Annotated in this window: 19 protein-coding genes; 8 read left to right on the top strand and 11 right to left on the bottom strand. The window is 71.6% G+C overall.

Going from position 1 to position 24,317, the window contains the following annotated elements:
- Positions 1-5: 5 nt before the first annotated feature.
- Entirely contained in the window at positions 6-833 is an 828-nt protein-coding gene (locus OCS65_RS20355) for an SDR family NAD(P)-dependent oxidoreductase (protein ID WP_006938739.1), read from the bottom strand.
- On the bottom strand, positions 830-2,413 hold the full coding sequence (locus tag OCS65_RS20350) for a flavin-containing monooxygenase (protein WP_029542501.1): 1,584 nt from the start codon (positions 2,411-2,413) through the stop codon (positions 830-832). The genes OCS65_RS20355 and OCS65_RS20350 overlap by 4 nt, the downstream gene beginning before the upstream one ends.
- Positions 2,414-2,484: 71 nt before the next feature.
- Between OCS65_RS20350 and OCS65_RS20345 the strand changes: the two genes are divergently transcribed.
- A complete protein-coding gene (locus OCS65_RS20345; RefSeq protein WP_072634746.1) occupies positions 2,485-3,117 on the top strand; it encodes a TetR/AcrR family transcriptional regulator in 633 nt (210 codons plus the stop codon).
- Between the two features lie 118 nt (positions 3,118-3,235).
- Here the strand turns inward: OCS65_RS20345 and OCS65_RS20340 are convergent, their stop codons facing one another.
- From OCS65_RS20340 to OCS65_RS20315, 6 genes are all read right to left on the bottom strand, one after another.
- A complete protein-coding gene (locus tag OCS65_RS20340) occupies positions 3,236-7,006 on the bottom strand; it encodes a multifunctional oxoglutarate decarboxylase/oxoglutarate dehydrogenase thiamine pyrophosphate-binding subunit/dihydrolipoyllysine-residue succinyltransferase subunit (RefSeq protein ID WP_084648654.1) in 3,771 nt (1,256 codons plus the stop codon).
- A gap of 107 nt (positions 7,007-7,113) precedes the next feature.
- Complete coding sequence (locus OCS65_RS20335; protein ID WP_065922819.1) at positions 7,114-10,914, bottom strand: ABC transporter ATP-binding protein; 3,801 nt, start codon at positions 10,912-10,914, stop codon at positions 7,114-7,116.
- Between the two features lie 125 nt (positions 10,915-11,039).
- Positions 11,040-11,825, bottom strand: coding sequence for an ABC transporter permease (locus OCS65_RS20330; protein WP_263507498.1), 786 nt, complete (start codon positions 11,823-11,825; stop codon positions 11,040-11,042).
- On the bottom strand, positions 11,822-12,913 hold the full coding sequence (locus tag OCS65_RS20325; protein WP_050034873.1) for an ABC transporter ATP-binding protein: 1,092 nt from the start codon (positions 12,911-12,913) through the stop codon (positions 11,822-11,824). The genes OCS65_RS20330 and OCS65_RS20325 overlap by 4 nt, the downstream gene beginning before the upstream one ends.
- Positions 12,914-12,956: 43 nt before the next feature.
- Positions 12,957-13,796, bottom strand: a complete 840-nt coding sequence (locus OCS65_RS20320) for an alpha/beta fold hydrolase (protein ID WP_050034874.1) — start codon at positions 13,794-13,796, stop codon at positions 12,957-12,959.
- 1 nt (position 13,797) lies between these two features.
- A complete protein-coding gene (locus OCS65_RS20315) occupies positions 13,798-14,547 on the bottom strand; it encodes a hypothetical protein (RefSeq protein ID WP_263507497.1) in 750 nt (249 codons plus the stop codon).
- A gap of 116 nt (positions 14,548-14,663) precedes the next feature.
- On the opposite strand from OCS65_RS20315, the gene OCS65_RS20310 reads away from it, so the two are divergent.
- Together OCS65_RS20310 and OCS65_RS20305 are read left to right on the top strand one after the other, a co-directional pair.
- Positions 14,664-15,521, top strand: coding sequence for a helix-turn-helix transcriptional regulator (locus OCS65_RS20310; protein ID WP_203329433.1), 858 nt, complete (start codon positions 14,664-14,666; stop codon positions 15,519-15,521).
- Positions 15,518-15,919 (top strand): VOC family protein, encoded by a 402-nt coding sequence (locus OCS65_RS20305; protein ID WP_050034875.1) that lies wholly within the window; start codon positions 15,518-15,520, stop codon positions 15,917-15,919. The genes OCS65_RS20310 and OCS65_RS20305 overlap by 4 nt, the downstream gene beginning before the upstream one ends.
- 1 nt (position 15,920) lies before the next feature.
- On the opposite strand, the gene OCS65_RS20300 is transcribed toward OCS65_RS20305, so the two are convergent.
- Both OCS65_RS20300 and OCS65_RS20295 read right to left on the bottom strand, forming a co-directional pair.
- Complete coding sequence (locus OCS65_RS20300) at positions 15,921-16,949, bottom strand: glutathione S-transferase family protein (RefSeq protein WP_050034876.1); 1,029 nt, start codon at positions 16,947-16,949, stop codon at positions 15,921-15,923.
- A gap of 28 nt (positions 16,950-16,977) precedes the next feature.
- Positions 16,978-17,673, bottom strand: coding sequence for a GNAT family N-acetyltransferase (locus OCS65_RS20295; RefSeq protein ID WP_072634754.1), 696 nt, complete (start codon positions 17,671-17,673; stop codon positions 16,978-16,980).
- A 38-nt stretch (positions 17,674-17,711) separates the two neighbouring features.
- Between OCS65_RS20295 and OCS65_RS20290 the strand changes: the two genes are divergently transcribed.
- The 5 genes from OCS65_RS20290 (at position 17,712) to OCS65_RS20270 (ending at position 22,957) form a co-directional block, all read left to right on the top strand.
- Positions 17,712-19,181 carry a DHA2 family efflux MFS transporter permease subunit gene (locus OCS65_RS20290; RefSeq protein ID WP_263507496.1) on the top strand — a complete coding sequence of 490 codons (1,470 nt, stop codon included), beginning with the start codon at positions 17,712-17,714 and terminating at the stop codon, positions 19,179-19,181.
- Positions 19,182-19,191: 10 nt separating this feature from the next.
- Complete coding sequence (locus tag OCS65_RS20285; RefSeq protein WP_006938708.1) at positions 19,192-19,989, top strand: enoyl-CoA hydratase/isomerase family protein; 798 nt, start codon at positions 19,192-19,194, stop codon at positions 19,987-19,989.
- 66 nt (positions 19,990-20,055) lie between these two features.
- Complete coding sequence (locus tag OCS65_RS20280) at positions 20,056-21,111, top strand: class I adenylate-forming enzyme family protein (RefSeq protein ID WP_029542511.1); 1,056 nt, start codon at positions 20,056-20,058, stop codon at positions 21,109-21,111.
- A 105-nt stretch (positions 21,112-21,216) separates the two neighbouring features.
- Positions 21,217-21,978, top strand: a complete 762-nt coding sequence (locus tag OCS65_RS20275; protein ID WP_203329432.1) for a crotonase/enoyl-CoA hydratase family protein — start codon at positions 21,217-21,219, stop codon at positions 21,976-21,978.
- Between the two features lie 55 nt (positions 21,979-22,033).
- On the top strand, positions 22,034-22,957 hold the full coding sequence (locus tag OCS65_RS20270; RefSeq protein ID WP_203329431.1) for an adenosine deaminase: 924 nt from the start codon (positions 22,034-22,036) through the stop codon (positions 22,955-22,957).
- Positions 22,958-22,965: 8 nt separating this feature from the next.
- Here the strand turns inward: OCS65_RS20270 and OCS65_RS20265 are convergent, their stop codons facing one another.
- Complete coding sequence (locus OCS65_RS20265; protein WP_029542516.1) at positions 22,966-24,291, bottom strand: D-arabinono-1,4-lactone oxidase; 1,326 nt, start codon at positions 24,289-24,291, stop codon at positions 22,966-22,968.
- Positions 24,292-24,317: the final 26 nt, after the last annotated feature.

The following is a 24,317-nucleotide window of genomic DNA, read 5'->3' as shown; positions in this document are numbered from 1 at the left end:
CGACCCTAGCCCTTCGGCACGAAGCGGCCACTGACGAATGCGACGACACGCTGATAGGACGGGCCCACCACGCGCACCCAGGCGTCGAGGAACTTCGCGTCGGCGCCGATGAGTACCCGGGCCCTGCCCCTGCGCACGCCCTCGACGATGGTGCGGGCCGCGTCCTCCGGGCTGGTGCGGGCCAGCTTGCGGTCGAAGAACTGGGCGAAGGACTCCTGATCGTCGCCGGCCGGGACGGCGGCGTTGCGGGCGATCGCCGTCTTGATGCCGCCGGGGTGCACGCAGGTGACCTTGACGGGGTGCCGGGCGACCAGCATCTCCTGGCGCAGCGCCTCGGTGAAGCCGCGGACGGCGAACTTCGCGGAGTTGTAGGCGCTCTGACCGGGGATGGCCAGCAGCCCGAACAGGCTCGAGACGTTGACGATGTGGCCGTCCCCGGACGCGACGACGTGGGGCAGGAACGCCTTGGTGCCGTTCACCACGCCCCAGAAGTCGACGTCCATGATCCGCTCGATGTCCTTGAACTCCGAGCGTTCGAACTCGCCGTGGTAGGCGATGCCGGCGTTGTTGTAGATCTGGTTGACCTGGCCGAAGTGGACGGCGACGGCGTCGGCGTAGTCGAGCACCGCCTCGCGCTGCGTGACGTCGAGGTGATCGGCCTTGACCTCGGCGCCGAGGTCGCGGGCCCGGCGCACAGTCTCGTCCAGCCCGGCGGTGTCGACGTCGGACAGGGCCAGCCGGGCGCCGCGCCGGGCGAGCTCGAGCGCCAGGGCACGGCCGATGCCCGATCCGGCGCCGGTGATCACGGCGACCTTTCCTGCGAACTCGCTCACTGCGCTGCCACCTTCCGGGTGTCGGTCTCGTCGGAGTCACGGACGGTCGCCGGCGTCTGCGCCGGGACCGGGGGGAGGTCCGCCGCGGCGACGCTGCGGTAGGCGTCCAGGTCGAAATGCTTGGTGATGCGGCGGAATTCGAACGTGAAGCTCGGCCACAGGGTGGTGTTGTTGCCGTGCTTGTCGAGGTACCAGCTGGCGCAGCCGCCGTTGCTCCACACGCTGCGCTTCAGGGCGTCCTGCAGGTTGCGGTTGTATTCGCCCTGCACCTCCGGGCGCACCTCGACGGTGCCGATCCGGTGGCGGTCGATCGTCTCGATCGCGTCCACCAGGTAGTTCAGCTGGGATTCGATCATGTACACCATCGAGGTGTGGCCGAGTCCGGTGTTCGGTCCCACGAGGAAGAACATGTTGGGGAAACCGGCGACGGCGGCGCCCTTGTAGCCCTGCATGCCGGTGGCGTCGAAGACGTCCGCCAGGCTGCGGCCGTCCTTGCCGAAGATGCCGGCGAAGGTGGGCGAGTCGGTGACGTGGAAGCCGGTGGCGACGACGATGGCGTCGACCTGGCGGGTGGTGCCGTCGCGGGTGACGATGCCGTCTGCGGTGACCTCGGCGATGCCGTCGGTGACCAGGTCGACGTTCGGCCGGGCCAGCGCGGGGTAGTAGTTGTTCGAGATGAGCATCCGCTTGCAGCCGATCCGGAAGTTCGGGGTGACCTTGCGGCGCAGCTCGGGGTCGGTGATCTGGCGGCGGATGTGCGCGCGGGCGGCGAGCTCGAGCGGCTTCATGAAGACCGGTGCCTTGGCCAGGCCGACGACCTGCGTCTCGCGGGTGAGGTACTGCAGGGCGCGGGACAGGCGCTGGAACCCGGGTACGCGGCGGAACGCGAGCCGCTCGACGGGGGTGTATTCGCGGTCGGCGCGAGGCAGCACCCAGGGAGCGGTGCGCTGGTAGACGTCGAGGTGGGCGACCTTGCCGGCGATGGCGGGCACGATCTGGATTGCGGAGGCTCCGGTGCCGATCACGGCGACGCGCTTGCCGGTCAGGTCCGCGTCGTGGTTCCACCGGGCGGAGTGGAAGATCTCGCCCCGGAACCCTTCGATGCCCGCGATGTCGGGCAGCGACGGCTCGCACAGCGCCCCGACGGCGGAGACGACGATCCGGGCGTCGAACGCACCCTTGGTGGTCTGCACGTCCCAGCGGTGGGTGGCGGTGTTCCAGCGGACGGTCTGCACGTCGCACCCGAACACGGTGCGGCGGCGTACGTCGTACCTGTCGGCGACCGAGGCGATGTAGGCCTGGATCTCGGGCTGGGGGGAGAAGGACCGCGTCCAGCCGGGGTTGAGGGCGAACGAGTAGGAGTACAGGTTGGACGGGACGTCGCACGCGGCGCCCGGGTACGTGTTGTCGCGCCAGGTGCCGCCGACCTCCGATCCGCGCTCGAGGACCACGAAGTCCTTGCCGGCCCGGGTCAGTCGGACGGCGGCGCCGAGTCCGGCGAACCCGCTGCCGATGATCAGCGTGTCGACCTGACGTGGGTGCGCATCGGTGGCGATGGTGTCTGTAACCGGAAGACTCATGTAAATAAGCGTAGGGCCATATTGAGCGCCGGTCAATAGCCTGTTGACTGCGATTCAACAAGAGTGTTTGCATGGCACCTGTGAAGAGCAACAGCATCAAGCGCACCAGGCTGAGTCCCGCCGAGCGGCGGGCCCAGCTCGTCGACCTCGGCGTGCAACTGCTCGCCGAACGGCCGCTCGAGCAGATCTCCGTCGAGGACATCGCCGACCAGGCGGGGGTGTCGCGCGGGCTGCTGTTCCACTACTTCGCGTCCAAGCACGACTTCCACGTCGAACTCGTCCGGCACACCAGCCGGGACATGCTCGAGCGCACCGCACCCGACGACAGCCTCGAACCGATGGAGATGCTGCGCGGCACGATCGTCGCGTACGTCGACTACGTCACCGACCACCGCGACACCTACCTGTCGATGCTGCGCGGCACCGCGAGCGGGGACCCGGACATGCGGCAGGTCTTCGAGGACACACGCACCGCCATGGTCGATCGCACCGTCGCGTACCTGCCCCGCATCGGCATCGACGCCGGGCCCGCCGTCGCCCTGGCCGTGCGCGGCTGGATCGCGTTCGTCGAGGACACGACGATCGCCTGGCTCCGGGACCCGCAGCTCACCCGCGAGGAGTTCGTCGACCTCGCCGTCGCCGCCCTGCCCGCGCTCGCCCTCGCCGCGGGCGCACCGAATGTCACAGCGGTTCGATCTGAGTGAACGCGTGTGACATTCGGTCACGTCCCGGGGGGGGCGGAAACGGCGCGAGCCGGGCCGGCCGCCCCGAAGGGCAGGCACGACCCGGCTCGCGTGAGAACCGCGGGGCTACCGCCGGTGACTACCGGCCGAACGCCTTCTCCAGGATCTCCTGCTGCTCGACCGCGTGAACCTTGCTCGAGCCGGAGGACGGAGCCGACATCGCGCGCCGCGACGCCCGCTTGATGCCCGACAGCTTCTCGGGCAGCATCTCCGGCAGCGCCAGACCCAGGAACGGCCACGCTCCCTGGTTGGCCGGCTCCTCCTGCACCCAGAAGAACTCGTGCGCGTTCGGGTACCGGTCGAGCGCCTCGGCGATGCGGCGACGCGGCACCGGGTACAACTGCTCGATCCGCAGGATCGCGATGTCGTCCCGCTTCTCCTTGTCCTTCTTCGCCTTCAGCTCCCAGTAGAGCTTGCCGGAGGTCAGCAGGACGCGGGTGACCTTGTCGCGGTCGCCGCCCTCGTTCTCGTACAGCGGCTCCTCGAACACCGAGCGGAACTTGCCGGTGGTGAAGTCCTCGAGGTCGCTGACCGCGGCCTTGTTGCGCAGCATCGACTTCGGCGTGAACACCACCAGCGGGCGGCGGATGCCGTCGAGGTGATGGCGGCGCAACAGGTGGAAGTAGCTCGCGGGCGTCGACGGCATGGCCACCGTCATCGACCCCTCGGCGCACAGCTGCAGGAACCGCTCGATGCGGCCCGAGGTGTGGTCCGGGCCCTGGCCCTCGTGGCCGTGCGGCAGCAGCAGCACCACGTCGGAGAGCTGACCCCACTTGGCCTCGCCGGAGGAGATGAACTCGTCGATGATGGACTGGGCGCCGTTGACGAAGTCACCGAACTGCGCCTCCCACAGCACCAGCGCCTCCGGGTTGCCCACGGAGTAGCCGTACTCGAAGCCCAGGCCCGCGAACTCGGTCAGCGCCGAGTCGTAGACCATGAACTTGCCGCCCTTGCCGCCCTCGGCCGCCACCTGCTGCAGCGGGGTGTACTCGGCACCGGACTTGCGGTCGATGAGCACCGCGTGGCGCTGGGTGAAGGTGCCGCGGCGCGAGTCCTGACCGGCCAGGCGCACCAGGGCACCCTGCTCGACCAGCGAACCGAACGCCAGCAGCTCGGCGTACGCCCAGTCGATGTGGCCCTCGCGGGACATCTCCCGGCGCTTCTCGACGACCGGCTTGACGCGCGGATGCACGGAGAAGCCCTCGGGGACGTTCACGAACGCGTCGCCGATCCGCTCGAGCACCGACTTGTCGACCGCGGTGGTCAGCTTCGCCGGCGGCGTCTGGTCGAGCTCGACCGACTCCGACGGTTCCGGCTTGTACTTCTCGAGCTCGCGGACCTCGTTGAAGACCCGTTCGAGCTGGCCCTGGTAGTCGCGCAGCGCGTCCTCGGCCTCTTTGAGCGAGATGTCGCCACGACCGATGAGGGACTCGGTGTAGCTCTTGCGGACGCTGCGCTTGGTGTCGATCACGTCGTACATCGCCGGCTGCGTCATCGACGGGTCGTCGCCCTCGTTGTGGCCGCGACGGCGGTAGCAGATCATGTCGATGACGACGTCCTTGTTGAACTTCTCCCGGAAGTCCACGGCCAGCCGGGCCACCCACACGCACGCCTCCGGGTCGTCCCCGTTGACGTGGAAGATCGGCGCGCCGATCATCTTCGCGACGTCGGTGCAGTACTCCGACGACCGCGAGTGCTCGGGGGCCGTGGTGAAGCCGACCTGGTTGTTGACGACGATGTGCACGGTGCCGCCGGTGCGGTAGCCGCGCAGCAGCGCGAGGTTGAGGGTCTCGGCCACGACGCCCTGGCCGGCGAACGCGGCGTCGCCGTGCAGCAGCAGCGGCATGACGGTGAAGCCGCCCTCGCCCTTGTCGAGGATGTCCTGCTTGGCGCGCACGAGGCCTTCGAGGACCGGGTTGACGGCCTCGAGGTGCGACGGGTTCGCCGTGAGCGACACCTTGATGTCGTTGTCGCCGAACATCTGGATGTAGTTGCCCTCGGCGCCGAGGTGGTACTTGACGTCGCCGGAGCCGTGGGCGGCGGCCGGGTTCAGGTTGCCCTCGAACTCGGTGAAGATCTTCGAGTACGGCTTGCCGACGATGTTGGCCAGCACGTTCAGGCGGCCGCGGTGCGGCATCGCGATGGCGACCTCGTCGAGCTCGTGCTCGGCGGCCTGGTCGATGATCGCGTCCATCATCGGGATGACCGACTCGGCGCCCTCGAGCGAGAACCGCTTCTGGCCGACGTACTTGGTCTGCAGGAAGGTCTCGAACGCCTCGGCGGCGTTGAGGCGGCTGAGGATGTACTTCTGCTGCGCCACGGTCGGCTTGACGTGGTGCGCCTCGACGCGCTCCTGCAGCCACTGCTGCTGCTCGGGATCGAGGATGTGGGTGTACTCCACGCCGACGTGGCGGCAGTAGGCGTCGCGCAGCACCGACAGCACGTCGCGCAGCTTCATGCGCTGCTGACCGTGGAAGCCGCCGACGTTGAACTCGCGGTCGAGGTCCCACAGGGTCAGATCGTGCGTGGTGACGTCGAGGTCCGGGTGCGACCGGAACTTGTCCTTGACGAACTGCAGCGGGTCCGTGTCGGCCATCAGGTGGCCGCGGCTGCGGTAGGCGGCGATCAGCTCGAGGACGCGGGTGCTCTTGTCGACCGCGCCTTCCGGCACGTCCTTGCGCCAGCGGACCGGCTCGTAGGGGATGTGCAGCGTGTGGAAGATCTCGTCGTAGAAATCGTCGCTGATCAGCAGGTTGTGGACGGTCCGCAGGAAGTCGCCGGACTCCGCGCCCTGGATGATGCGGTGATCGTACGTCGAGGTCAGCGTCATCAGCTTGCCGACGCCGAGCTCGGCGATGCGCTCGTCCGAGGCGCCCTGGAACTCGGCGGGGTACTCCATCGCACCGGCACCGATGATGGTGCCCTGACCCGGCATGAGCCGCGGTACCGAGTGCACGGTGCCGATGCCGCCCGGGTTGGTCAGCGAGATGGTGACGCCGGAGAAGTCCTCGGCGGTGAGCTTGCCGTCGCGCGCACGACGGACGATGTCCTCGTACGCGGAGTAGAACTGCGCGAAGTTCATCGACTCACAGTTCTTGATCGCGGCGACGACGAGCGAACGGTTGCCGTCCTTGCCGGCCAGGTCGATGGCCAGGCCGAGGTTGGTGTGCGCGGGGGTGACCGCGTTCGGCTTGCCGTCGATCTCGGCGAAGTGGCGGTTCATGTTCGGGAACGCCTTCACCGCCTGCACGATGGCGTAGCCGAGCAGGTGAGTGAACGACACCTTGCCGCCGCGGGTACGGGCGAGGTGGTTGTTGATGACGATCCGGTTGTCGACCATCAGCTTCGCAGGGATGGCGCGCACACTGGTGGCGGTCGGGATCGAGAGCGAGGCGTTCATGTTCTTCGCGACGGCAGCGGCAGCGCCACGGAGAACCTTGGACTCTTCCTGGGTGGCCGGCGCGGCGGGCTTCGCGGGGGCCGGCTTGGCGGCGGCGGGCTTCGCGGGGGCCGGCTTGGCGGCGGCGGGCTTGGCCGGTTCCGGAGCGGGAGCCGCCTTGGGTGCCGGTGCGGGCTTCGCCGGGGCAGTAGCGGCCTTCGGCGGAGCCTGGGCCGGGGTGGCCTTCGAGGCGGGGGCGGATTCGGTGGAGGTCGGGGCGGAACTCTGCGCCGGACGCTGGGTCTGCGTGGCGCCGTTCGCGCCACCCGCGACCGCCGCCTCCGGGGAGTAGTCCGTCAGGAATTCGTGCCAGCTGGCGTCCACGGACGACGGATCGTCCTGGAACCGCTGGTACATCTCGTCAACCAACCACTGGTTCTGTCCGAACTGGGAAGTAGAGCTGCTGCTCACGGCAGTTGTTCGCCTCGTTTCTTTCTTCGGTACCCGATCGGAGTGCCTATGTATATGAGGCTAGCCCGCGGCTGTGACGAACAAAAAAGCTCTGCCACGGTCGAGACCTACCTCACAATCTCTGATTCGATGGGATCCCCATCGACGACGGTTCTCGACAGCCGATTATTCCCTGCCCGCATTTGGGCCGCATCACAGAGGGTCGTGTACACGCCTCCGGCGTGCCGCAGTGCGTCGTGCGATCCGGTCTCCACGATGCGCCCGCCGTCGACCACGACGACCAGGTCGGAGCGTGCCGCGGTGGCCAGCCGGTGGGCCACCACCACGGCGGTGCGGCTGCGGGTCACCGACTCGCCCGCCGCGAGCACCGCCCGTTCAGTGCCCGGGTCGAGCGTCGCGGTGGCCTCGTCGAGCAGCAGCAGGTCCGGATCGACGAGTTCGGCCCGGGCCAGCGCCACGAGCTGACGCTGCCCGGCGGACAGGCCCTGCCCGCGCTCGCCGACGGGATGCAGCATGCCGCCGGGCAGCCCGGCGATCATGTCGAGGGCCCCCACCGCGCGTGCGGCGGCCTCGATGTCCGTGCGGTCCGCGTCGGGCCGCCCGTAGGCGATGTTGCTCGCGACGGTGCCGGTGAACAGGTGCGCCTCCTGCGGGACGACGCCGAGCCGGGCCCGGTACTCGGGCAGGCGATACCCGCGCAGGTCGACGTCGTCGACCCGCACCGAGCCGGACGTCGGATCGTAGAACCGGGCCAGCAGCTTGACGATCGTGGACTTGCCGGCGCCGGTGCGGCCGACGAGCGACACCGTGGAGCCGGCGGGGAAGTGCAGGTCCACGCCGGTGAGCGCGTCGGTGTCGGCTCCCGCGTAGCGGAACCCGACGTCGTCGAGGCGCACGTCGCCGCGCAGGTGTCCCGGGACGGGCACCGTGCCGGTGCCGCCCGTCTCGAGGGAACTCTCGGTGCGCAGCAGGTCGCCGATCCGGCGCAGCCCCACCCGGGCCTGCTGGTAGCCGTCGAACACCTGCGACAACTGCTGGATGGGACCGAACAGCAGGCCGAGGTAGAGCACGAACGCGACGAGCACGCCCGCGGTCGTCGCCCCGGAGGCCACCTCCCGGGCTCCGACGAACACCACCGCGGCCAGCGCGAGGTCGGACAGCAGCGCAATGAACGGGAAGTACAGCGAGATGGCCCGCTGGGAGCGCATCCGGCTGCGCCGGTACGCATCGGCGCGCTCGGCGAACCGGCGGGCCGCGAACTCCTCCCGGCGGTAGGCCTGGGCCGCCCGCAGCCCGGTGACGTTCTCCTGGAAGTCCGCGTTGACCAGGGAGATGCGTTCGCGGGAGACCGAGTAGGCCGTGGACGAGACCCGCCGGAACCACAGCGTCGCCGCGAGCAACGGCGGCACCACCGCCAGCGCCACCAGCCCCAGGGTGAGGTCGGTGGCGAGCAGGGCGACCGAGATCCCGACCAGCGTCAGCACGCTCACCACCGCGGTGGACAACCCGGTCTGGATGAACGAGGAGAGCGCGTCGACGTCCGTGGTCATCCGGGTCATGATGCGGCCGGACAGCTCCCGCTCGTAGTAGTCCAGACCCAGCCGCTGCAGGTGCGCGTAGCTGCGCACCCGCAACCCGAACAGCACCCTTTCGCCGGCGCGGGCGGTGAGCACGGTGAGCACCGCGACCACCAGCCAGGCCAGGAGCGCCAGCGCGGCGCCCACGGCGGTGGCCGCCCACAGCCGCGCGGGTTCGCCCGGCGTGACGCCGCGGTCGACGGCGTAACGCACGATCGACGGGAACGCGATCGACGTCAGCGACTCGACCGCCAGGCACAGCACCACCGCCGCCAGCAGCCACCGCACCGGCCGCAGCGTCCGGGAGAGGCGGAACTCGGGGTCGGGGCGCCGCAGCTGTGCCGTGTCCAGCCCCGGTTGCTCGGTGGCCGGGGGCAACGCCTCGACCGCCCGGCGCAGCGCCGGCGTGGGGGCGATCGACCCGAGGGCGCCGCTCATCGGACCGCCGCCGCGGCCACCCCCGCCCGGCCCCGCCTGCGGCGCGGCCGCCCGGACCGCGGCCGGATCGGAGTCGGGCGCCGCCTCCGGCCACAACGCTTCGACGCCGTACCCGTCGGCGCGGTCCGGTTCCGGCGTCTCGTCCTCGGCGCCACTGAGCAGGGCCCGGAACAGGGCGTTGCGCGCCTCGAGTTCGTGGACGGTCCCGGAGTCGACGACGCGACCGCCGTCGAGCACCGCGACCCGGTCGGCGAGCGACAGCGTGGACCGCCGGTGCGCGAGGATCAGCGTGGTGCGCTTCGGGCGCGCCCGCAGCGCCGCGAAGATCGCGGCCTCCGTCTCCGCGTCCACCGCGGAGGTCGCGTCGTCGAGGATCAGCACCCGGGGGTCGAGCAGCAGCGCCCGGGCGAGCGCGACGCGCTGCCGTTGCCCACCCGACAGCGTCAGACCGCGCTCCCCGACGACGGTGTCGTACCCGTCGGGGAGCGCCTCGACGAACTCGTCGGCGCACGCCGCCCGCGCGGCGGCGCGGATCTCCTCGGCGCTCGCCTCGGGCCGGCCCAGCGCGATGTTCGCCGCGATCGTGTCCGAGAACAGGAACGGTTCGTCGAACACCAGGCTCACCGCCTCGCGCAGGTGCTCGGCGCGCAGGGCGGCGACGTCGATCCTGTCGCCGTCGGCGGTGGTGACGTACACGGCGCCGGATTCGGGGGCGTAGAACCGGGGCAGCAGCAGCGACATCGCCGTCTTGCCGGAGCCGGCGGAGCCGACCACGGCGACGGTCTCGCCCGGCGCCAGTTCGAGGTCGAGACCGTCGAGCACGGGCCGGCCGGGCTCGAAACCGAACGTCACCGCGTCGAGGACCAGCCCCAGCGGCCCGTCCGGCAGCGGCACCGGATGCGGCGGGTCGGCGACGTCGGGCTCGGTGTCGATCACCTCGTACACCCGCTCGACCGCGGCGCGGGAGAGCTGCGCCATGATCACCACCGAGAACAGCGTGCGCGTCGTCGCGGTCATCGTCGCCAGGTAGGCGGCGAACGCGAGGAACGTGCCGACGGTGACGGTGCCCTGCAGGGCCAGCCAGCCGCCGAGCGCGATCACGGCGACGAGCCCGAGTTGCGGGATGGCACCCATCGGGGCGGCGAACGTGGCGTTGATCCGGGCGGCGCGCATGCGCTCGGCATAGAGGGCGCGGCCGTGCTGTTCGAGCTGGTCCACGGCGCGGGCCTCCTGCCCGAACCCCTTGACCACCCGCACCCCGGTGACGGTCTCCTCCACGTGCTGGGCCAGGTCGGCCGCGCGTTGCTGCGCCGACCACGTCGCCGCGAACAGTTTGGGCCGGACGACGGCGACCACCCCGGCGATCACCGGGACGGTGACGAGGGCGACGAGGGTCAGCAGCGGCGAGAGCACCGCCATGATCACCAGCGCCAGCGCGAACTGCAACAGCGCCCCGGCCGACATGGGGACCATCGCCAGCAGGCCCTGGACGAGTTGCAGGTCGGTGATCGACCGCGACACCACCTGCCCGGTGCGGATCTGGTCCTGGCCGCGCCCGTCGAGCCGCTGCAGCGAGGCGAGCAGCCCGAGCCGCAGGTCGTGCTGCACGTCCAGCGAGAGCCGGCCGGCGAGCATCCGCCTGCCGTACTGACACCCGAACCGCACCAGCGCGCCCACCGCGATCGCCGCCGCCGCCAGCCCGATCAGCTGCAGGTCGTGGCCGTCGGGGTGGGTGGCGCTGTCGAGCGCCAGCTTGGTCAGCAACGGGAACGTGATGTCGATCAGTGCGGCGACGACGGTGACGGTCAGCGCGCCGAGCGCGACGCGGCGATGCTGCCAGGCCTCCGCGCCCAGCCGACGGATCCAACCGGGGGAACGCGCGTCGTGTGCCATCGTCTTCCGACATTAGCGCCGGCCGGGGACACGGGAGGATTCTGCGGCGAGGGGGTGGTTGTTGCGCCCACCACTCGATCGATGCCGCAGCAACCTCCCCTTCGCCGCGAGAACCGCCGTCGGACTCAGACGATGTCGCGGGTCCGGGTGCGCCACCAGCCGAGGCCGCAGATCAGCGCGGTCCAGCCGAGCAGCCCCAGCGGCGCCGCCGGCCACGTCACGGCCGGGTCGACCTCCTCGGGCAGGTCGATGACGGTGAAGACCGTGTACCAGGTGAGCTGCCCGGGCAGCAGCCGGGCGAGTGCGCCCGCCCCGAGGCCGTCGAGGATCAGCGAGACGATCAGCTCCCCGAACGGGATCCAGGCGGTGATCGCCAGGACGCTGCCGGCCGTCGACCCGGTGAGCAGGCCGAGCCCGGCGCCCATGAGGGCCCACAGCATCGCGGCGAACAGGCCGGCGCCGAGGACCGCGGCGACACTGCCCGCACTCGAGCCGTCACCGGCGAGACCACCGCCGAACATCAGGATGGTCAGCATCGACACGGCCTCGACCACCACGCAGTACAGCAGCCCGAACGCGACCGCCGTCGTCAGCTTGGCGGCGATCACCCCGTCGCGGCCGCGCGTGGTCAGGAAACTGGTGACGATGGTGCGGTGCTGGAACTCGCTGCCCGTGTTGACCACCCCGAACAGCGCCGCGAACAGGAACACCAGCGCGAGCGCGACGCTCACCCCGATCGCGGCGGCGGCGGTCTCGGCGAAGCTCTCGCCGACGAGGCTCTCGAGCGTGCCGAGGATCGGCAGGGTCAGCGCACCGGAGAACAGGCCCACCACCACCGGGGTGATGCCGAGGATCCACCAGTAGCGCAGGCCCAGGACCTTGCGGAACTCGGCCGTCAGCAACGCGGTCATCGGGGTCCCTCCCAGCCGGTCGGCGAATGCTGTTGCCCGGGCGGGAACGGGCCGGGCGGCGGGAACTGTCCCGGGTAGGGCGGCTGCTGCGGGGGCGTCGGCCCCTGCATGCCCCACCCCGGCGCGGCCCCCACATACTGCCCGGCCGTCATCGCCAGGAACACCTGTTCGAGGTCGGCGTGCTCGACGCTCGTCCCGAACACCGTCACGCCGTGTCCGGCGGCGAGCGCCGCGACGCGCTCGGGCTCCACCCCGACGATCGCGAGCCGGCCGTCCGGCTGCACCTGCGCGTCGGTGTGGCCCGCCGCGGCCAGCGCCGTCGCCAGGCGGGCCGGGTCGGAGGCGGCGACGAGGACCCGCGCGCGGTGCGCGTGCCGCAGGTCCGCCGTCGTGCCCTGGTGCACGAGCATGCCGCGGCTGATGATCACCAGACGGTCGGCCGTCTGCTCGACCTCCCGCAGGATGTGGCTCGAGATCAGCACGGTGCCCCCGGAACGCGCGTAGCCGAGCAGGAAGTCGCGCAGCCAGGCCATGCCTTCGGGGTCCAGGCCGTTCGCCGGTTCGTCGAGCACGAGGTAGCGCGGTTCGCCGAGCAGCGCGGTGGCCAGGGCCAGCCGCTGCCGCATGCCGAGGGAGAACTCGCCGATCCGCCGTCGGGCGGCCGCGCCGAGCCCGACCAGGTCGAGAACGTGCCGCACCCGGGCCGCCGGCACGCCGATCGCGGCGGCGTACACGTCGAGATGGGTTCCGGCGGTGTGCTTGGGATGGAAGCTCTGCGCGTCCAGCACTGCACCGACCACCCGCGCCGGCTGCGGCAGCGAGGTGAAGGGCATCCCGTCGACGAGCGCGGCACCGGCCGTCGGGCGCACCAGGCCGAGCAGCATCCGCAGGGTCGTCGTCTTCCCGGAGCCGTTCGGTCCGAGGAATCCCGTGATCGATCCCGGCGGGACGGAGAACGACAGGTCCGACACCGCCGGCACGTTGCGGAAGGTCTTGCTCAGCCCCTGCACGGCGATGCCCGGCGGCGGCGCGGCCGCGTTCGCGTACCCGGCGCCGGCGACCGGCCCCGTCGGGAACGGCGCTGTCATCGATACCCTCCCTGGTGTGGGCCCCTGCTCGGACCCCGCGAGCCTACGTGCCCGGCGCGGCGGACCGGGAGAAGGACCGGTCGAGGAAGGGAAGCACCAGTTCGAGGAATTCGCTCGGGGCGTCGAGCTGCGGGCAGTGCCCGGCGTCCGGAATGATCGCGACCCGTCGCCGGGCCCCGGTGTTCACCCGGCCCGCGGCGCGCGCCGGGGTGATCAGATCCCGCTCGCCCCACACCAGCAGCGCCGGCACGGTCAGGGAGTTCACCATCTCGGGAATCGGCAGCCGGCCCAGTTCGGGGATCACGGCCCGGCCGACGGCCAGCATGGTCTCGATGCGGCGCCGCGTCGCGTAGTTCGCCGCGAACGCGGTGCGCGTGTCGACGCCCAGCCGGTCCGGGCGGTGCAGCGCCGCGCGGGTGTACAGGGCGGCGACGGCGAACTGCACGAGCGCCGGCGGCACGGGCCGGGACAGCGCGCGCGACACCATGTCCAACGGCAGCCGCGCTCCGCCCAGCCAGCTGCGCGGTATGCCGGCCATCCCCGGCATGTCGGCGAGTACGACGCCGTCCACCCGGCGCGGATACGTCGACGCGAACGCCAGCGACGTCACCGCTCCCAGCGAATTGCCGATCAGCGCAACCGGATCCCGGCAGTCGGCGATCACGTCGGCGACGGTGTCGACGTAGTGGTCCAGTACCGGCGCCCGCCAGTGCCCGGCGCTCCGGCCGAACCCCGGCAGGTCGACGGTCAGGACCCGGTGGCGTTCGGCCAGGGCCGGGGCCACCTTGCACCAGGTGCCCCCGTGGTCGGAGTATCCGTGCAGGAGGACCACGGTGCGCGGGCCGGATCCGCTCTCGCGCACGAACACCGTGCCCGCGGACATCTCACCAGCCGGTCAGGGGAGAGGACAGCGCCTGCCAGTTCGGATCGCCGTCCGGCCCGGTGGCCGGTCCGGCGAGCGGCGGACGCTTCGCCGGCCACTGCGCCGGCGGCGGGCCGAACGCATCGCGCGCGTTCGCGATGACCCGCTTGCCCAGCGCGCGGTTGCCCACGCCGCCGATCGCGGCACCGATCCCGGCCGGCACCAGCTTGCCGAACACGAGGGCGCTGCGCTTGGCGAGGTACTTGCGGACGAACGTCCGCGCGAGCGACTTGTTCACGGACCTCAGCTGGGCGCCGGGGATCTTGTCGGTGATCGCCGACGTCCACGTCTTCGCGGTCGTGCCCGTGGCCCGCTCGACGATCTCCATGCCTGCCTCACCCAGTGCCACGGCGAGCACGAGGGCGCGGCGCTGCTCGTGTTCGTGCGGTTCGATCCCGTGCACCGACGCCACCGCAAGCGTCAGCAGCGCGGCAGCCTCGAGGAAGAACGCGGTTTCGGCGCCGACCGCGGCGATCGATGCGAGCGTGCCGATGCCGGGAACGGTCGCGGCGGCGCCCGCCGCCGTGCCGCTGCCGGTGACTCCGTTGAGGAAGATCTTCTCCAGCCGCGCAATGATCTGCTCCGGAGTCTCGCCGGGATGGGCGCGCCGCGTCAGTTCGACGTAGCGCGCCACCGCGGGCGCCTGCAGCCTGCTGCCGTTGTCCAGGAGCGTGACGAGATACTTCTCCACGCGTCCCACCCTGTCGGTCATCGTTCCGTCCTCGATCCTCCCGGCCCTCCCGGGCCTGCATGCGCCGCCGTGAGTCCACGGCTGCTCACCCCGTGTACCCCATGGGCGTGTCCTCTATCCCTGTTTACCCTGGGACCGTGACCGGCATCTCGGACGGTGCCCGGCGGCGGCCCGCCCCGTCGCTGCGTCCCTACGTGCGCGGTTACGACGGGTACCGGCTGACGGGATTCGCACCCGGCACCCACCTCGGCCTGCCGTCCCCGGACCTGACCGTCGTGCTCACGATCGGCGCACCGCTCGAACTCGCGCGGGCCGCCGCACCGGGCCAGGGGCCCGGCCGGTTCGGTGCGCTCGCGAGCGGGCTGGCCACCACCGCCGTCACCATCGCCCACGACGGCAACCAGCACGGCATCCAGCTCGCACTCACCCCCGCGGGAGCCCGGGTGCTGCTGGGCGTGCCCGCCGGTGCGCTCGGCGCCTGGGTCGTCGACCTCGAGGAGGTGCTCGGCGCCGCCGCCCGCGAGCTCGGCGAACGGATCGCCGCCACCGGGGCGTGGGAGAGCCGGTTCCGGGTCCTCGACGAGGTGCTCGGCCGGCGCCTCGCCGGTGGGCGCGGCGAGATCGACCCCCGTCTGCGGCACGCGTGGCGCAGGCTGCAGGACCCGCGTTCGCCGGGTCCGCGGATCACCGATCTGGCCGACGAGATCGGCTGGAGCCGAAGGCATCTGACGTCGCGATTCACCGCCGAGTTCGGGGTCGGGCCCAAGGAGGCGACACGGGTGATCCGATTCGACCGGTCCCGTCGGCTGCTGCGCAGCCCCGGGCCGCACGTGCTCGCCGACGTGGCCGCCCGGTGCGGGTTCTACGACCAGGCCCACCTCGCGCGGGAATGGCGCGAGATCGCCGGGGTCCCGCCGTCGCGCTGGCTGCGCGACGAGCAGTTCCCAATCGTCCAAGACGGCGACCCGGCCGTCGACGAACACTGGCAGACATGACCACGACAGCACTCACCACAACCGTATGGCCCTGCCTCTCCTACACCGACGCCCGGGCGGCGATCCGCTTCCTCGTCGACGCGTTCGGCTTCACCGAGAACGCCGTCTACGGCGACGGCGACCGCGTCGACCACGCCGAGCTGAGATGGCCGCACGGCGGCGGCGTCATGCTCGGCTCGGCCGGTCGGGGCGGCCCGATCGAGACGCCCGCCGGCACCGGCTGCATCTACCTCGTCGCCCCCGATGCCACCGCCGTCGACACGCTGCACGAACGCGCCGTGGCCGCGGGCGCCACGATCGTCGTCGCCCTGCACGACACCGACTACGGCTCACACGACTTCACGTGCCGGGACCCGCAGGGGGTGTACTGGAGCTTCGGAACCTATCCGGGCGCGTGAATCACGCGCCGTGACCGGCCGGCACCGCCTCCTGCGCCCGCGGCGGGGGCGGTGGCGTGCCGTCACCGAACGGCTTGCCGCCCAGCTCTTCCCGGCCGTGCGGCGTCAGCCACCCCCTCAGGTCGGGGCCCTTCGGCACGATCTGCGTCGGATTGATGTCGGCGTGCACGATGTAGTAGTGCTCCTTGATCTGCACGAAGTCGATCGTGTCGCCGAAGCCCGGCGTCTGGAACAGGTCCCGGGCGTACCCCCACAGCGCCGGCATCGACGAGAGCAGACCCCGGTTGCACTTGAAGTGCCCGTGGTAGACGGCGTCGAAGCGGGCCAGCGTGGTGAACAGCCGGACATCCGCCTCGGTGATCGTCTCGCCCACCAGGTACCGGCGCGAACTCAGCCGTTCCTCGAGCCAGTCCAGCCGCGCGAACAGCCGGTCGAAGGCGCGGTCGTACGCGCGCTGCGACCCGGCGAACCCGCACCGGTACACGCCGTTGTTGACGTCCTGGTAGACGAGCTGGGCCACCTCGTCGATCTCGTCGCGCAACGGCTCCGGGTAGAGGTCGGGGGCGCCGTCGCGGTGCAGCGCCGTCCACTCCGTGGAGAAGTCCAGGGTCATCTGCGCGTAATCGTTGGTGACCACCCGGCCGGTGGGCACGTCCACGACGGCCGGGACCGTGATGCCCCGTGGGTACTCGGGGTCCCGGGCGAAGTACGCGTCCTGCAACCGCGGGATCTGCAGCACCGGATCCACCCCGCCCGGGTCGAGATCGAACGTCCAGCTGCGCTCGTCGTGCGTGGGCCCGCACAACCCCAGCGACAGCGCGTCCTCGAGCCCCAGCAGCCGGCGCACGATGAGCGTGCGATTCGCCCACGGGCAGGCGCGGGCGGCGATCAGCCGGTACCGGCCCGCCTCCACCGGATACCCGTCGCGCCCGTCGGCGGTGATGCGCGTGGTGATGTAGTGCGTGTCGCGGCTGTACTCGGCGCCGGGCGTGACATACCCGTCACTGTCGCCTCCGGAGTGCTTGTTCACAGGGCTCCCTTCGCTCGGTGCGGCCCGTTCAGACGCTAGCCGGTACGGCCACCGAGGTGTGGGTACCCAGTTCGGTGTATCCCAGCACCGCGGCCAGGCCACGGCCCGCGGTGTTGTCGCGCCGGGCCCGCCACTGCGGGATCAGCCCGGCGTCGAGCGCGTCGTGCGTCGCGAGCGTCGCGACCGTCGCCGCCAGACCGATCCGGCGGTGCTCCGGCACGGTCAGTGCCGTCACGTCCGCCAGGATCGACTGCACCTCCCGGTACACCGCCCCCGACAGCGGCCGGTGGTCGTCGTCGAGCAGCACGAACGACGAGGCCTCCCCGTTCACATTCTCGAGTCCCGCCTCGGTCGCGTCGTCGGGTGGGCAGCGCCGCAACAGCTCCGCGAGATCGTCGACCTCGTGGGAGATCAGCGGATCGCGCACCCGCGTCGCGTCGACCCAGTCGGCGCAGTAACTCAGCGCGTGGCTGCGCACCGCGCGGCCGCGGGTCAGGTCGAGCAACGCCGACGCGTCCAGCTCCGCGTCGGGCACCGCCGCGACGGCCTCGACCGCCCAGCTCGGACCCACCACCGCGGTGGCCTCACCGAGGCGCAGCACCCGGACCAGCGCGGACGCGTCGTCCACCCGCGTCACCCGTCCCGGCGCGGCGAGCGCTCCGTCGTCGAGCCCGAGTTCGCGGCACCAGGCCAGCCGCACGATGTCCAGGAGATGTCCGTCCACGGCGCTACCGTAGACGCCTACGAGCGGAGGACGTGCGGGTGGAGACCGAGACAAGTCCGTGGCCGGCGCTGTGGGCGCTGTGCCTCGGGTTCTTCATGATCCTGGTGGACAGCACCATCGTGGCGGTCGCCAACCCGGCGATCATGCGGGCGCTGGACACCGACATCAACAACGTCGTGTGGGTCACCAGCGCGTACCTGCTGGCATACGCGGTGCCGCTGCTGGTCACCGGCCGCCTCGGCGACCGGTTCGGCCCGAAGCGCGTCTACCTGGCGGGCCTGGTGCTGTTCACCGCGGCGTCGCTGTGGTGCGGATTGTCCGGCACCGTTGCCGCTCTCGTGGTCGCCCGGGGCTTCCAGGGCCTCGGCGCGGCCCTGATGACCCCGCAGACGATGGCGATCATCACCCGCACCTTCCCGCCCGACCGGCGAGGCACCGCGATGGGCCTGTGGGGCGCGGTGGCGGGGGTCGCGACCCTCGTGGGCCCGCTGGCCGGCGGTGTCCTCGTCGACAACCTCGGCTGGGAATGGATCTTCTTCGTGAACGTGCCGGTCGGGATCGTCGGTTTCGTCCTCGCGGCGCGGCTGGTCCCGGCGCTGCCCACCCATCCGCACCGGTTCGACCTCCTCGGCGTGCTGCTCAGCGGCGCGGGCATGTTCTGTCTCGTGTTCGGTATCCAGGAGGGCAACTCCTACGACTGGTCCACTCCCGTGTGGGTGCTGATCGCCGCCGGGGTGGCGCTGCTGGCGGTGTTCGTGTGGTACCAGTCCCGGGGGCGCGGGGAGCCGCTCGTTCCGCTCGGCCTGTTCCGCGACCGCAACTTCTCGCTGGCCAACATCGGCATCGCCACGATGGGCTTCTCGGTCACCGCGATGGTGCTGCCGCTGATGTTCTACGCCCAGGGCGTGCGCGGCTGGACACCCACGGAGTCGGCGTTGCTGATGGCCCCGATGGCGGTCCTCACCGGCGTGCTCGCCCCGATGGTCGGGCGGCTCGTGGACCGAACCCATCCGCGCTACATCGCCGGCACCGGATTCGCGCTGCTCGCCGTGTCGCTGGCGTGGCTGGCCGCGGTGATGACGCCCGACTCGCCGGTGTGGCAGCTGCTGCTGCCGATCGCCCTCATGGGCGCCGCGATGGCCGGCATCTGGTCGCCGCTGGCCGCCACCGCGACGCACGGCCTGCCGCCGCATCAGGCGGGGGCCGGGTCGGGTGTCTACAACACCACCCGGCAGGTCGGTGCCGTCCTGGGCAGCGCCGCCGTGGGTGCGCTCATCACGTCCCGCCTCGCCGTGCACGGGTTGGCCGGCGGCGGTGCCGGCGAGGGCGGGACGACGGCCCTGCCCGAGCCGGTGCGCGCGCCGTTCGCCGCCGCCATGGCCGAGTCGACGCTGCTGCCTGCCGCGGTCCTGCTCGTCGGCTTCGCCGCGGCGCTGTTTTTCACGCGGCCTGTGCGCACCGAGCCGGCGCCGAGACCACCCCTCGAGCAGCGCCGCACGCTCGCCTAGTGTGGCGCGCATGACGCAGACCACACATCCCACCCGCCTCGAGCGCCACACCACCGCGGCCGGTGCCGAGGTCGCCGTGCTCACCGTCGCGCACGGCACGCTGAACCTGTTCGACCGGGCCCTGTTCGACGCCGTGATCGCCGACATCACCGCGCTCGTGGCCGCGCCGCCGCGCGCGGTACTGATCCGCGCGGAAGGCAAGGTCGTCTCCGGCGGGGTGGACGTCCACCTGTTCGACGGCCTCGACGCCGGGCAGGGCGCGCAGCTGTGGCAGGACCTGTTCGCGCAGATCATCCACCCGCTCGAGGCCCTGCCGTGCCCCGTGGTGTTCGCCGCGCACGGGCTCACCCTCACCGCGGCGTTCGAGATCTCCCTCGCCTGCGACATCGTCCTCGCGGCGCCGGGCGCGAAGTTCGGGTTGGTGGAAACCGTCGTCGGTCTGACCCCGTCGATGGGCGGGCCGCAGCGGCTGGCCGAGCGTGCCGGCTCCGGCCGCGCACGCGAACTGGTGATGACCGGCGACCTCTACGACGCCGAGACGCTGCGGTCGTGGGGCGTGGTCAACGCGGTCCACGAGGACGTGGATTCCGCCGCACGCGCCTTGGCGGACCGGCTCGCCGACGGCCCCACCCGCGCCCACGACGCCACCAAGCAGATCATCGGCGCGTGGCGGTCCGGTGGCGTCGCGCACGCCGACTCGGAGACCCCGGACGTCTCCGGCGCGCTGTTCGGCACCGACGACCTGAAGGGTGCCGTGCGCAGCTTCCTCACCGTCGGCCCGGGGAAGGCGTCGTACACCGGAAGGTGAGCCGATCCCGCCCCCAGTTGTGACCCGCGCCATATAGTGCAGGCACACGACGAGGCGGAGGTGACGATGTCGGTGGCGGTGGTCCGGGTTTCGTGCGCAGCGGGGTGGTTCCGTGACGAGCGTGTCAGTCGCCGACTGGACGGTGTCCTGCGGTACGAGGACCTCGAGCCGTGCCTGGCCGAGCTGCTCGACCGCAGCGCGCTGCGGCACTCCGCCCGCGTCGCCGCCGTCGACCGGGCCGGCAACGCCCTCACCTACGGGCAGATGTGGTCGTCGGCAGCACGGGTGGCGGGTGGACTGCTCGATCAGGGCGTGGGCCCGGCCGACCGGGTGGTCGTCCACTATCCGAACGGGTTCCGCTGGCTGTACGCGTTTCTCGGGGTGGTCCTCGCCGGTGGGGTGCCGGTGCTGCCGGATCCGACGTGCAGCGATCCGGAACTCGAGTGGATCGCCGATGACAGCGGCGCCGTCCTGACCCTCGACGGCGAGCTGCCCGACGGGGTGGCGTTCCTGGACGAGGGCGCCGCGCCGGACGAGCTCGCGGTGCTGTACTACGTGCGCAAACGCGGCGGGGGACTGCACGGGGTGGAGCTGACCAACGAGAACATCCTCTCCACGATCGAGGCCGTGGTGCACGCGATGGACCTGACCGCGGAGGGGGCGCGCACGGTGCTCACCGCACCGCTGTCCACGGCGGCGGGCAGCGCCGTGCAGCTGTTGCCCACCCTGGCGGCCGGCGGCACCGTCGTCGCCGCCGGGGCCCGGGGGGTGCGGGTGCCGTGGCGGCACCTGCGCGCGTCGTTCCCCGCGGCGAGGTGCGTACGCGGCTGGGGGGTGGCCGAAACCGGCGGCATCGGGCTGCTGCTGCCCACCGACCAGCGGGCCGCGCACCCGCGCAGCGTCGGAGTTCCGTTCGGCGGCATGGAGGTCGCGCTCCTCGGCCCGGCCGCCGATCAAGGCGTCGGCGAACTGCTGTGCCGCGGTCCCAGCGTCGCGCGCCGCTACTGGAACGACCCGGAATCGACCGCCGAGACCTTCGACGACGGCTGGTTCCACACCGGCGACCAGGTGCACATCGACGGGGACGGCTTCGTCACGCCCGTCGCCGTCCGGGTGTCGTGACACGGCGGTACGGCCGGTCCGCCGCCGCCGGGTTCGGTTGCGGTATAAGCGAATGGACCGCGGTACGCGCGGTCGGCTACCGAATCCTGTGAAAGGTGTGCGCGCATGTCCGACGAGGTCCTGCTCGAGCGTCGCGGTCGAATCCTGGTGATCACCATCAACCGGCCCGAGGCCCGCAATGCCGTCAACGCGGCCGTCAGCCACGCCCTCGCCGCCGCCGTCGACGAACTCGACGCCGATCCCGACCTGTCCGTGGGCGTGCTCACCGGTGCGGGTGGCAACTTCTGTGCCGGCATGGATCTCAAGGCGTTCGTCGCCGGGGAGAACGTCGCGGTGCCGGGCAAGGGCCTCGGCTTCACCGAGGCGCCGCCGCGCAAACCGATCATCGCCGCCGTCGAGGGCTTTGCGCTGGCCGGCGGCACCGAACTCGTCCTCGCCACGGATCTCGTGGTCGCCGCCGCGGACGCCAGGTTCGGCATCCCGGAGGTCAAGCGCGGACTCGTCGCCGCGGGCGGCGGCCTGCTGCGCCTGCCCACCCGGATCCCGTATCAGAAGGCGATGGAACTGGCCCTCACCGGCGACGCGTTCACCGCCGAGGAGGCCCACGGCTACGGCTTCGTCAACATTCTCACCGAGCCGGGCGGTGCGCTGGAGGGTGCCCTGGCCCTCGCCGAACGGATCACGGCCAACGGCCCGCTCGCCGTGGCGGCCACCAAGGAGGTCATCGCCAAGGCCGCCGACTGGCCGGCGGACGAGGCCTTCGACAGGCAACGCGAGATCGTCGGCCCGGTGTTCGTGTCCGAGGACGCCCGCGAGGGCGCGACGGCGTTCGCGGAGAAGCGTTCCCCGGTCTGGAAGGGCCGCTGACGACCCGCGTCCCTTCCGCGCGGCCGCGGAAGGGACGCGTCGACGAAGGAGGATCGTGCTCGCCGAACTGCACGTCCACATCGAGGGCACTCTCGAACCGGAGCTGATCTTCGCTCTGGCCGAGCGCAACCGGGTCGCGCTCCCGTACGCCGACCTCGCCGAACTGCGCAGCCGGTACGAGTTCACCGATCTGCAGTCCTTCCTCGACCTGTACTACGCGAACATGCAGGTGCTGCGGACGGCCGAGGACTTCGCCGATCTCGCGCGGGCGTACCTGCGCCGGGCGGCGCAGGCCGGCGTGACGCGGGCCGAGTTCTCCTTCGACCCGCAGGCGCACACGAGCCGCGGCGTGCCGCTGACGGAGGTGGTCGAGGGCCTCGCGGACGCCGTCGCGGCGGGCCGGCGAGAGTTCGGCGTCGATGCGGCGATGATCGCCTCCGTCGTGCGGGACCGGCCCGTGCACGAGGCCGAGGAGGTGTTCGGGGAGCTGCTGCGCCTGTCGGCTCCGATCATCGGGCTGGGTCTGGACTCTGCGGAGGTGGGCTATCCGCCGTCGCTGTTCGAGGACGTGTTCGCCCGCGCCCGCGCCGAGGGCCTGCACACGGTCGCCCATGCGGGAGAGGAGGGCCCGCCCGAATACGTGTGGCAGGCACTGGATCTGCTCGGGGCCGAACGCATCGACCACGGCATCCGATCCCTCGAGGACCCCCTCCTCGTAACGCGCCTCGTGGACGAGCAGATTCCGCTCACGGTCTGTCCACTGTCCAACGTCCGTTTGCGCGTGGTGGATTCGCTCGAGCGGCATCCGCTGCCGCGCATGCTCGAGGCGGGTCTGCTGGTGACCGTCAACTCCGACGATCCGGCGTACTTCGGCGGGTACGTCGACGACACGTTCGCGGCGCTGCGCGATCGGCTCGGGCTCACGTCCGATCAGCGGGAGACGTTGGCGCGCAATTCGATCGCGGCGTCCTTCGGCTAGCCCGCGGCCTACGGGCCGAGCACGCGGTCCAGGTACGGGTTGGCGAAGGTGCGCTGCGGGTCGACGCGGTCGCGGACGGCGAGGAAGTCGTCGAAGCGCGGATACGTCGTGCGCAGGTCGGCCGCGCTGCGGCCGTGCATCTTGCCCCAGTGTGGCCGTCCGTCCACGGCGCGGGCGATCGCCTCGACCGCATCGAAGTACGCCCGGTGCTCGCGCCGGTGGTACTGGTGCACGGCGAGGTACGCGCTGTCGCGGCCGTGTGCCGTCGACAGCCACACGTCGTCGGCGGCGGCGAAGCGTACCTCGACGGGAAAAGCGACACGGAAGTCGTTGCGGGAGAGCCACGCATCGATCTCGGTGAGCACGTCGGTCACCGAGCCGACGGGTACGGCGTACTCCATCTCCCGGAACCGGACCCGGCGCGGGGAGGCGAAGACGCGATAGCTGCGGTCGACGAACTCCCGCGGCGACAGCGTCCGGGCGGCGAACTCGTTGAGCCGCGGGATGGTCGCGGGGGCGCGGGTCGCGACGCGCTGGACGACCTCGAACATGCCGTTGGCGAGCACCTCGTCGTCGACGAAGCCCCGTACCCGGCCCACCGGGGCGCCGGGCGCGTCGGCGGGCAGCCGGGTGTTGCGCTTGGTGAGCACCCGGTCGGTGTGCGGGAACCAGTAGAACTCGAAGTGGTCGACGGCGAGCCGGTCGCGCTCGAGCACGGCGAGGGTGTCGTGCAGCGTGCCGGGCGCTTCCGCGGCGTGCAGCGCGAAGGCGGGCACGCACTCGAGTGTGATCGTGGCGAGGATGCCGACGGCGCCGAGGCCGAGCCGGGCGGCCTCGTAGAGTTCCGGGTGGTCGTCGGGGGAGCAGTGCACGACGGAACCGTCGGCGAGCACCACGGTGGCGGCGCGGGCGACGGTGGCGAGGCCCCCGAATCGCGCGCCGGTGCCGTGGGTGCCGGTGGACATCGCGCCGGCGAGCGACTGCACGTCGATGTCCCCGAGGTTGGGCACGGCCAGACCCTGATCCCACAGGAGCCGGTTGAGATCCCGCAGCCGGGTGCCGGCCCGCACGGTGACGAGCGCACCGGCGGAGGTGGGCCGGACGTCCTCGATGCCGGTGAACCGGTCGAGGGAGACGAGCACGCCGTCGGTGACGGCGGCGCCGCTGAACGAGTGTCCCGCCCCGACCGCCTTGACGCGCAGGCCCCGCTCGGATGCGCGTGCGACGACGGCGGCGATCTCGTCCAGGGATTCCGGAGTCTCGTACGCGCGCGGCGTCGCGGATTCGGTGCGCGCCCAGTTGCGCCAGGTGGCTGCGGGACGGTCGGTGGCCATGGGGCAATCATCGACTTGGACGACCG

Origin of the sequence: Rhodococcus aetherivorans (assembly GCF_025722975.1) — a bacterium.
GTDB lineage: Bacteria > Actinomycetota > Actinomycetes > Mycobacteriales > Mycobacteriaceae > Rhodococcus > Rhodococcus aetherivorans.
The sequence above is the reverse complement of the archived record's forward strand: the minus strand, read 5'-3'. Positions and strand labels throughout refer to the sequence as shown.

Excerpts from the sequence above, each read along its gene's own strand:
- OCS65_RS20350 (WP_029542501.1), bottom strand. The coding sequence starts at position 2,413 with ATGAGTCTTCCGGTTACAGACACCATCGCCACCGATGCGCACCCACGT.
- OCS65_RS20345 (WP_072634746.1), top strand. The coding sequence starts at position 2,485 with ATGGCACCTGTGAAGAGCAACAGCATCAAGCGCACCAGGCTGAGTCCC.
- OCS65_RS20335 (WP_065922819.1), bottom strand. The coding sequence starts at position 10,914 with ATGGCACACGACGCGCGTTCCCCCGGTTGGATCCGTCGGCTGGGCGCG.
- OCS65_RS20330 (WP_263507498.1), bottom strand. The coding sequence starts at position 11,825 with ATGACCGCGTTGCTGACGGCCGAGTTCCGCAAGGTCCTGGGCCTGCGC.
- OCS65_RS20325 (WP_050034873.1), bottom strand. The coding sequence starts at position 12,913 with ATGACAGCGCCGTTCCCGACGGGGCCGGTCGCCGGCGCCGGGTACGCG.
- OCS65_RS20320 (WP_050034874.1), bottom strand. The coding sequence starts at position 13,796 with ATGTCCGCGGGCACGGTGTTCGTGCGCGAGAGCGGATCCGGCCCGCGC.
- OCS65_RS20315 (WP_263507497.1), bottom strand. The coding sequence starts at position 14,547 with ATGACCGACAGGGTGGGACGCGTGGAGAAGTATCTCGTCACGCTCCTG.
- OCS65_RS20305 (WP_050034875.1), top strand. The coding sequence starts at position 15,518 with ATGACCACGACAGCACTCACCACAACCGTATGGCCCTGCCTCTCCTAC.
- OCS65_RS20285 (WP_006938708.1), top strand. The coding sequence starts at position 19,192 with ATGACGCAGACCACACATCCCACCCGCCTCGAGCGCCACACCACCGCG.
- OCS65_RS20280 (WP_029542511.1), top strand. The coding sequence starts at position 20,056 with ATGTCGGTGGCGGTGGTCCGGGTTTCGTGCGCAGCGGGGTGGTTCCGT.
- OCS65_RS20275 (WP_203329432.1), top strand. The coding sequence starts at position 21,217 with ATGTCCGACGAGGTCCTGCTCGAGCGTCGCGGTCGAATCCTGGTGATC.
- OCS65_RS20265 (WP_029542516.1), bottom strand. The coding sequence starts at position 24,291 with ATGGCCACCGACCGTCCCGCAGCCACCTGGCGCAACTGGGCGCGCACC.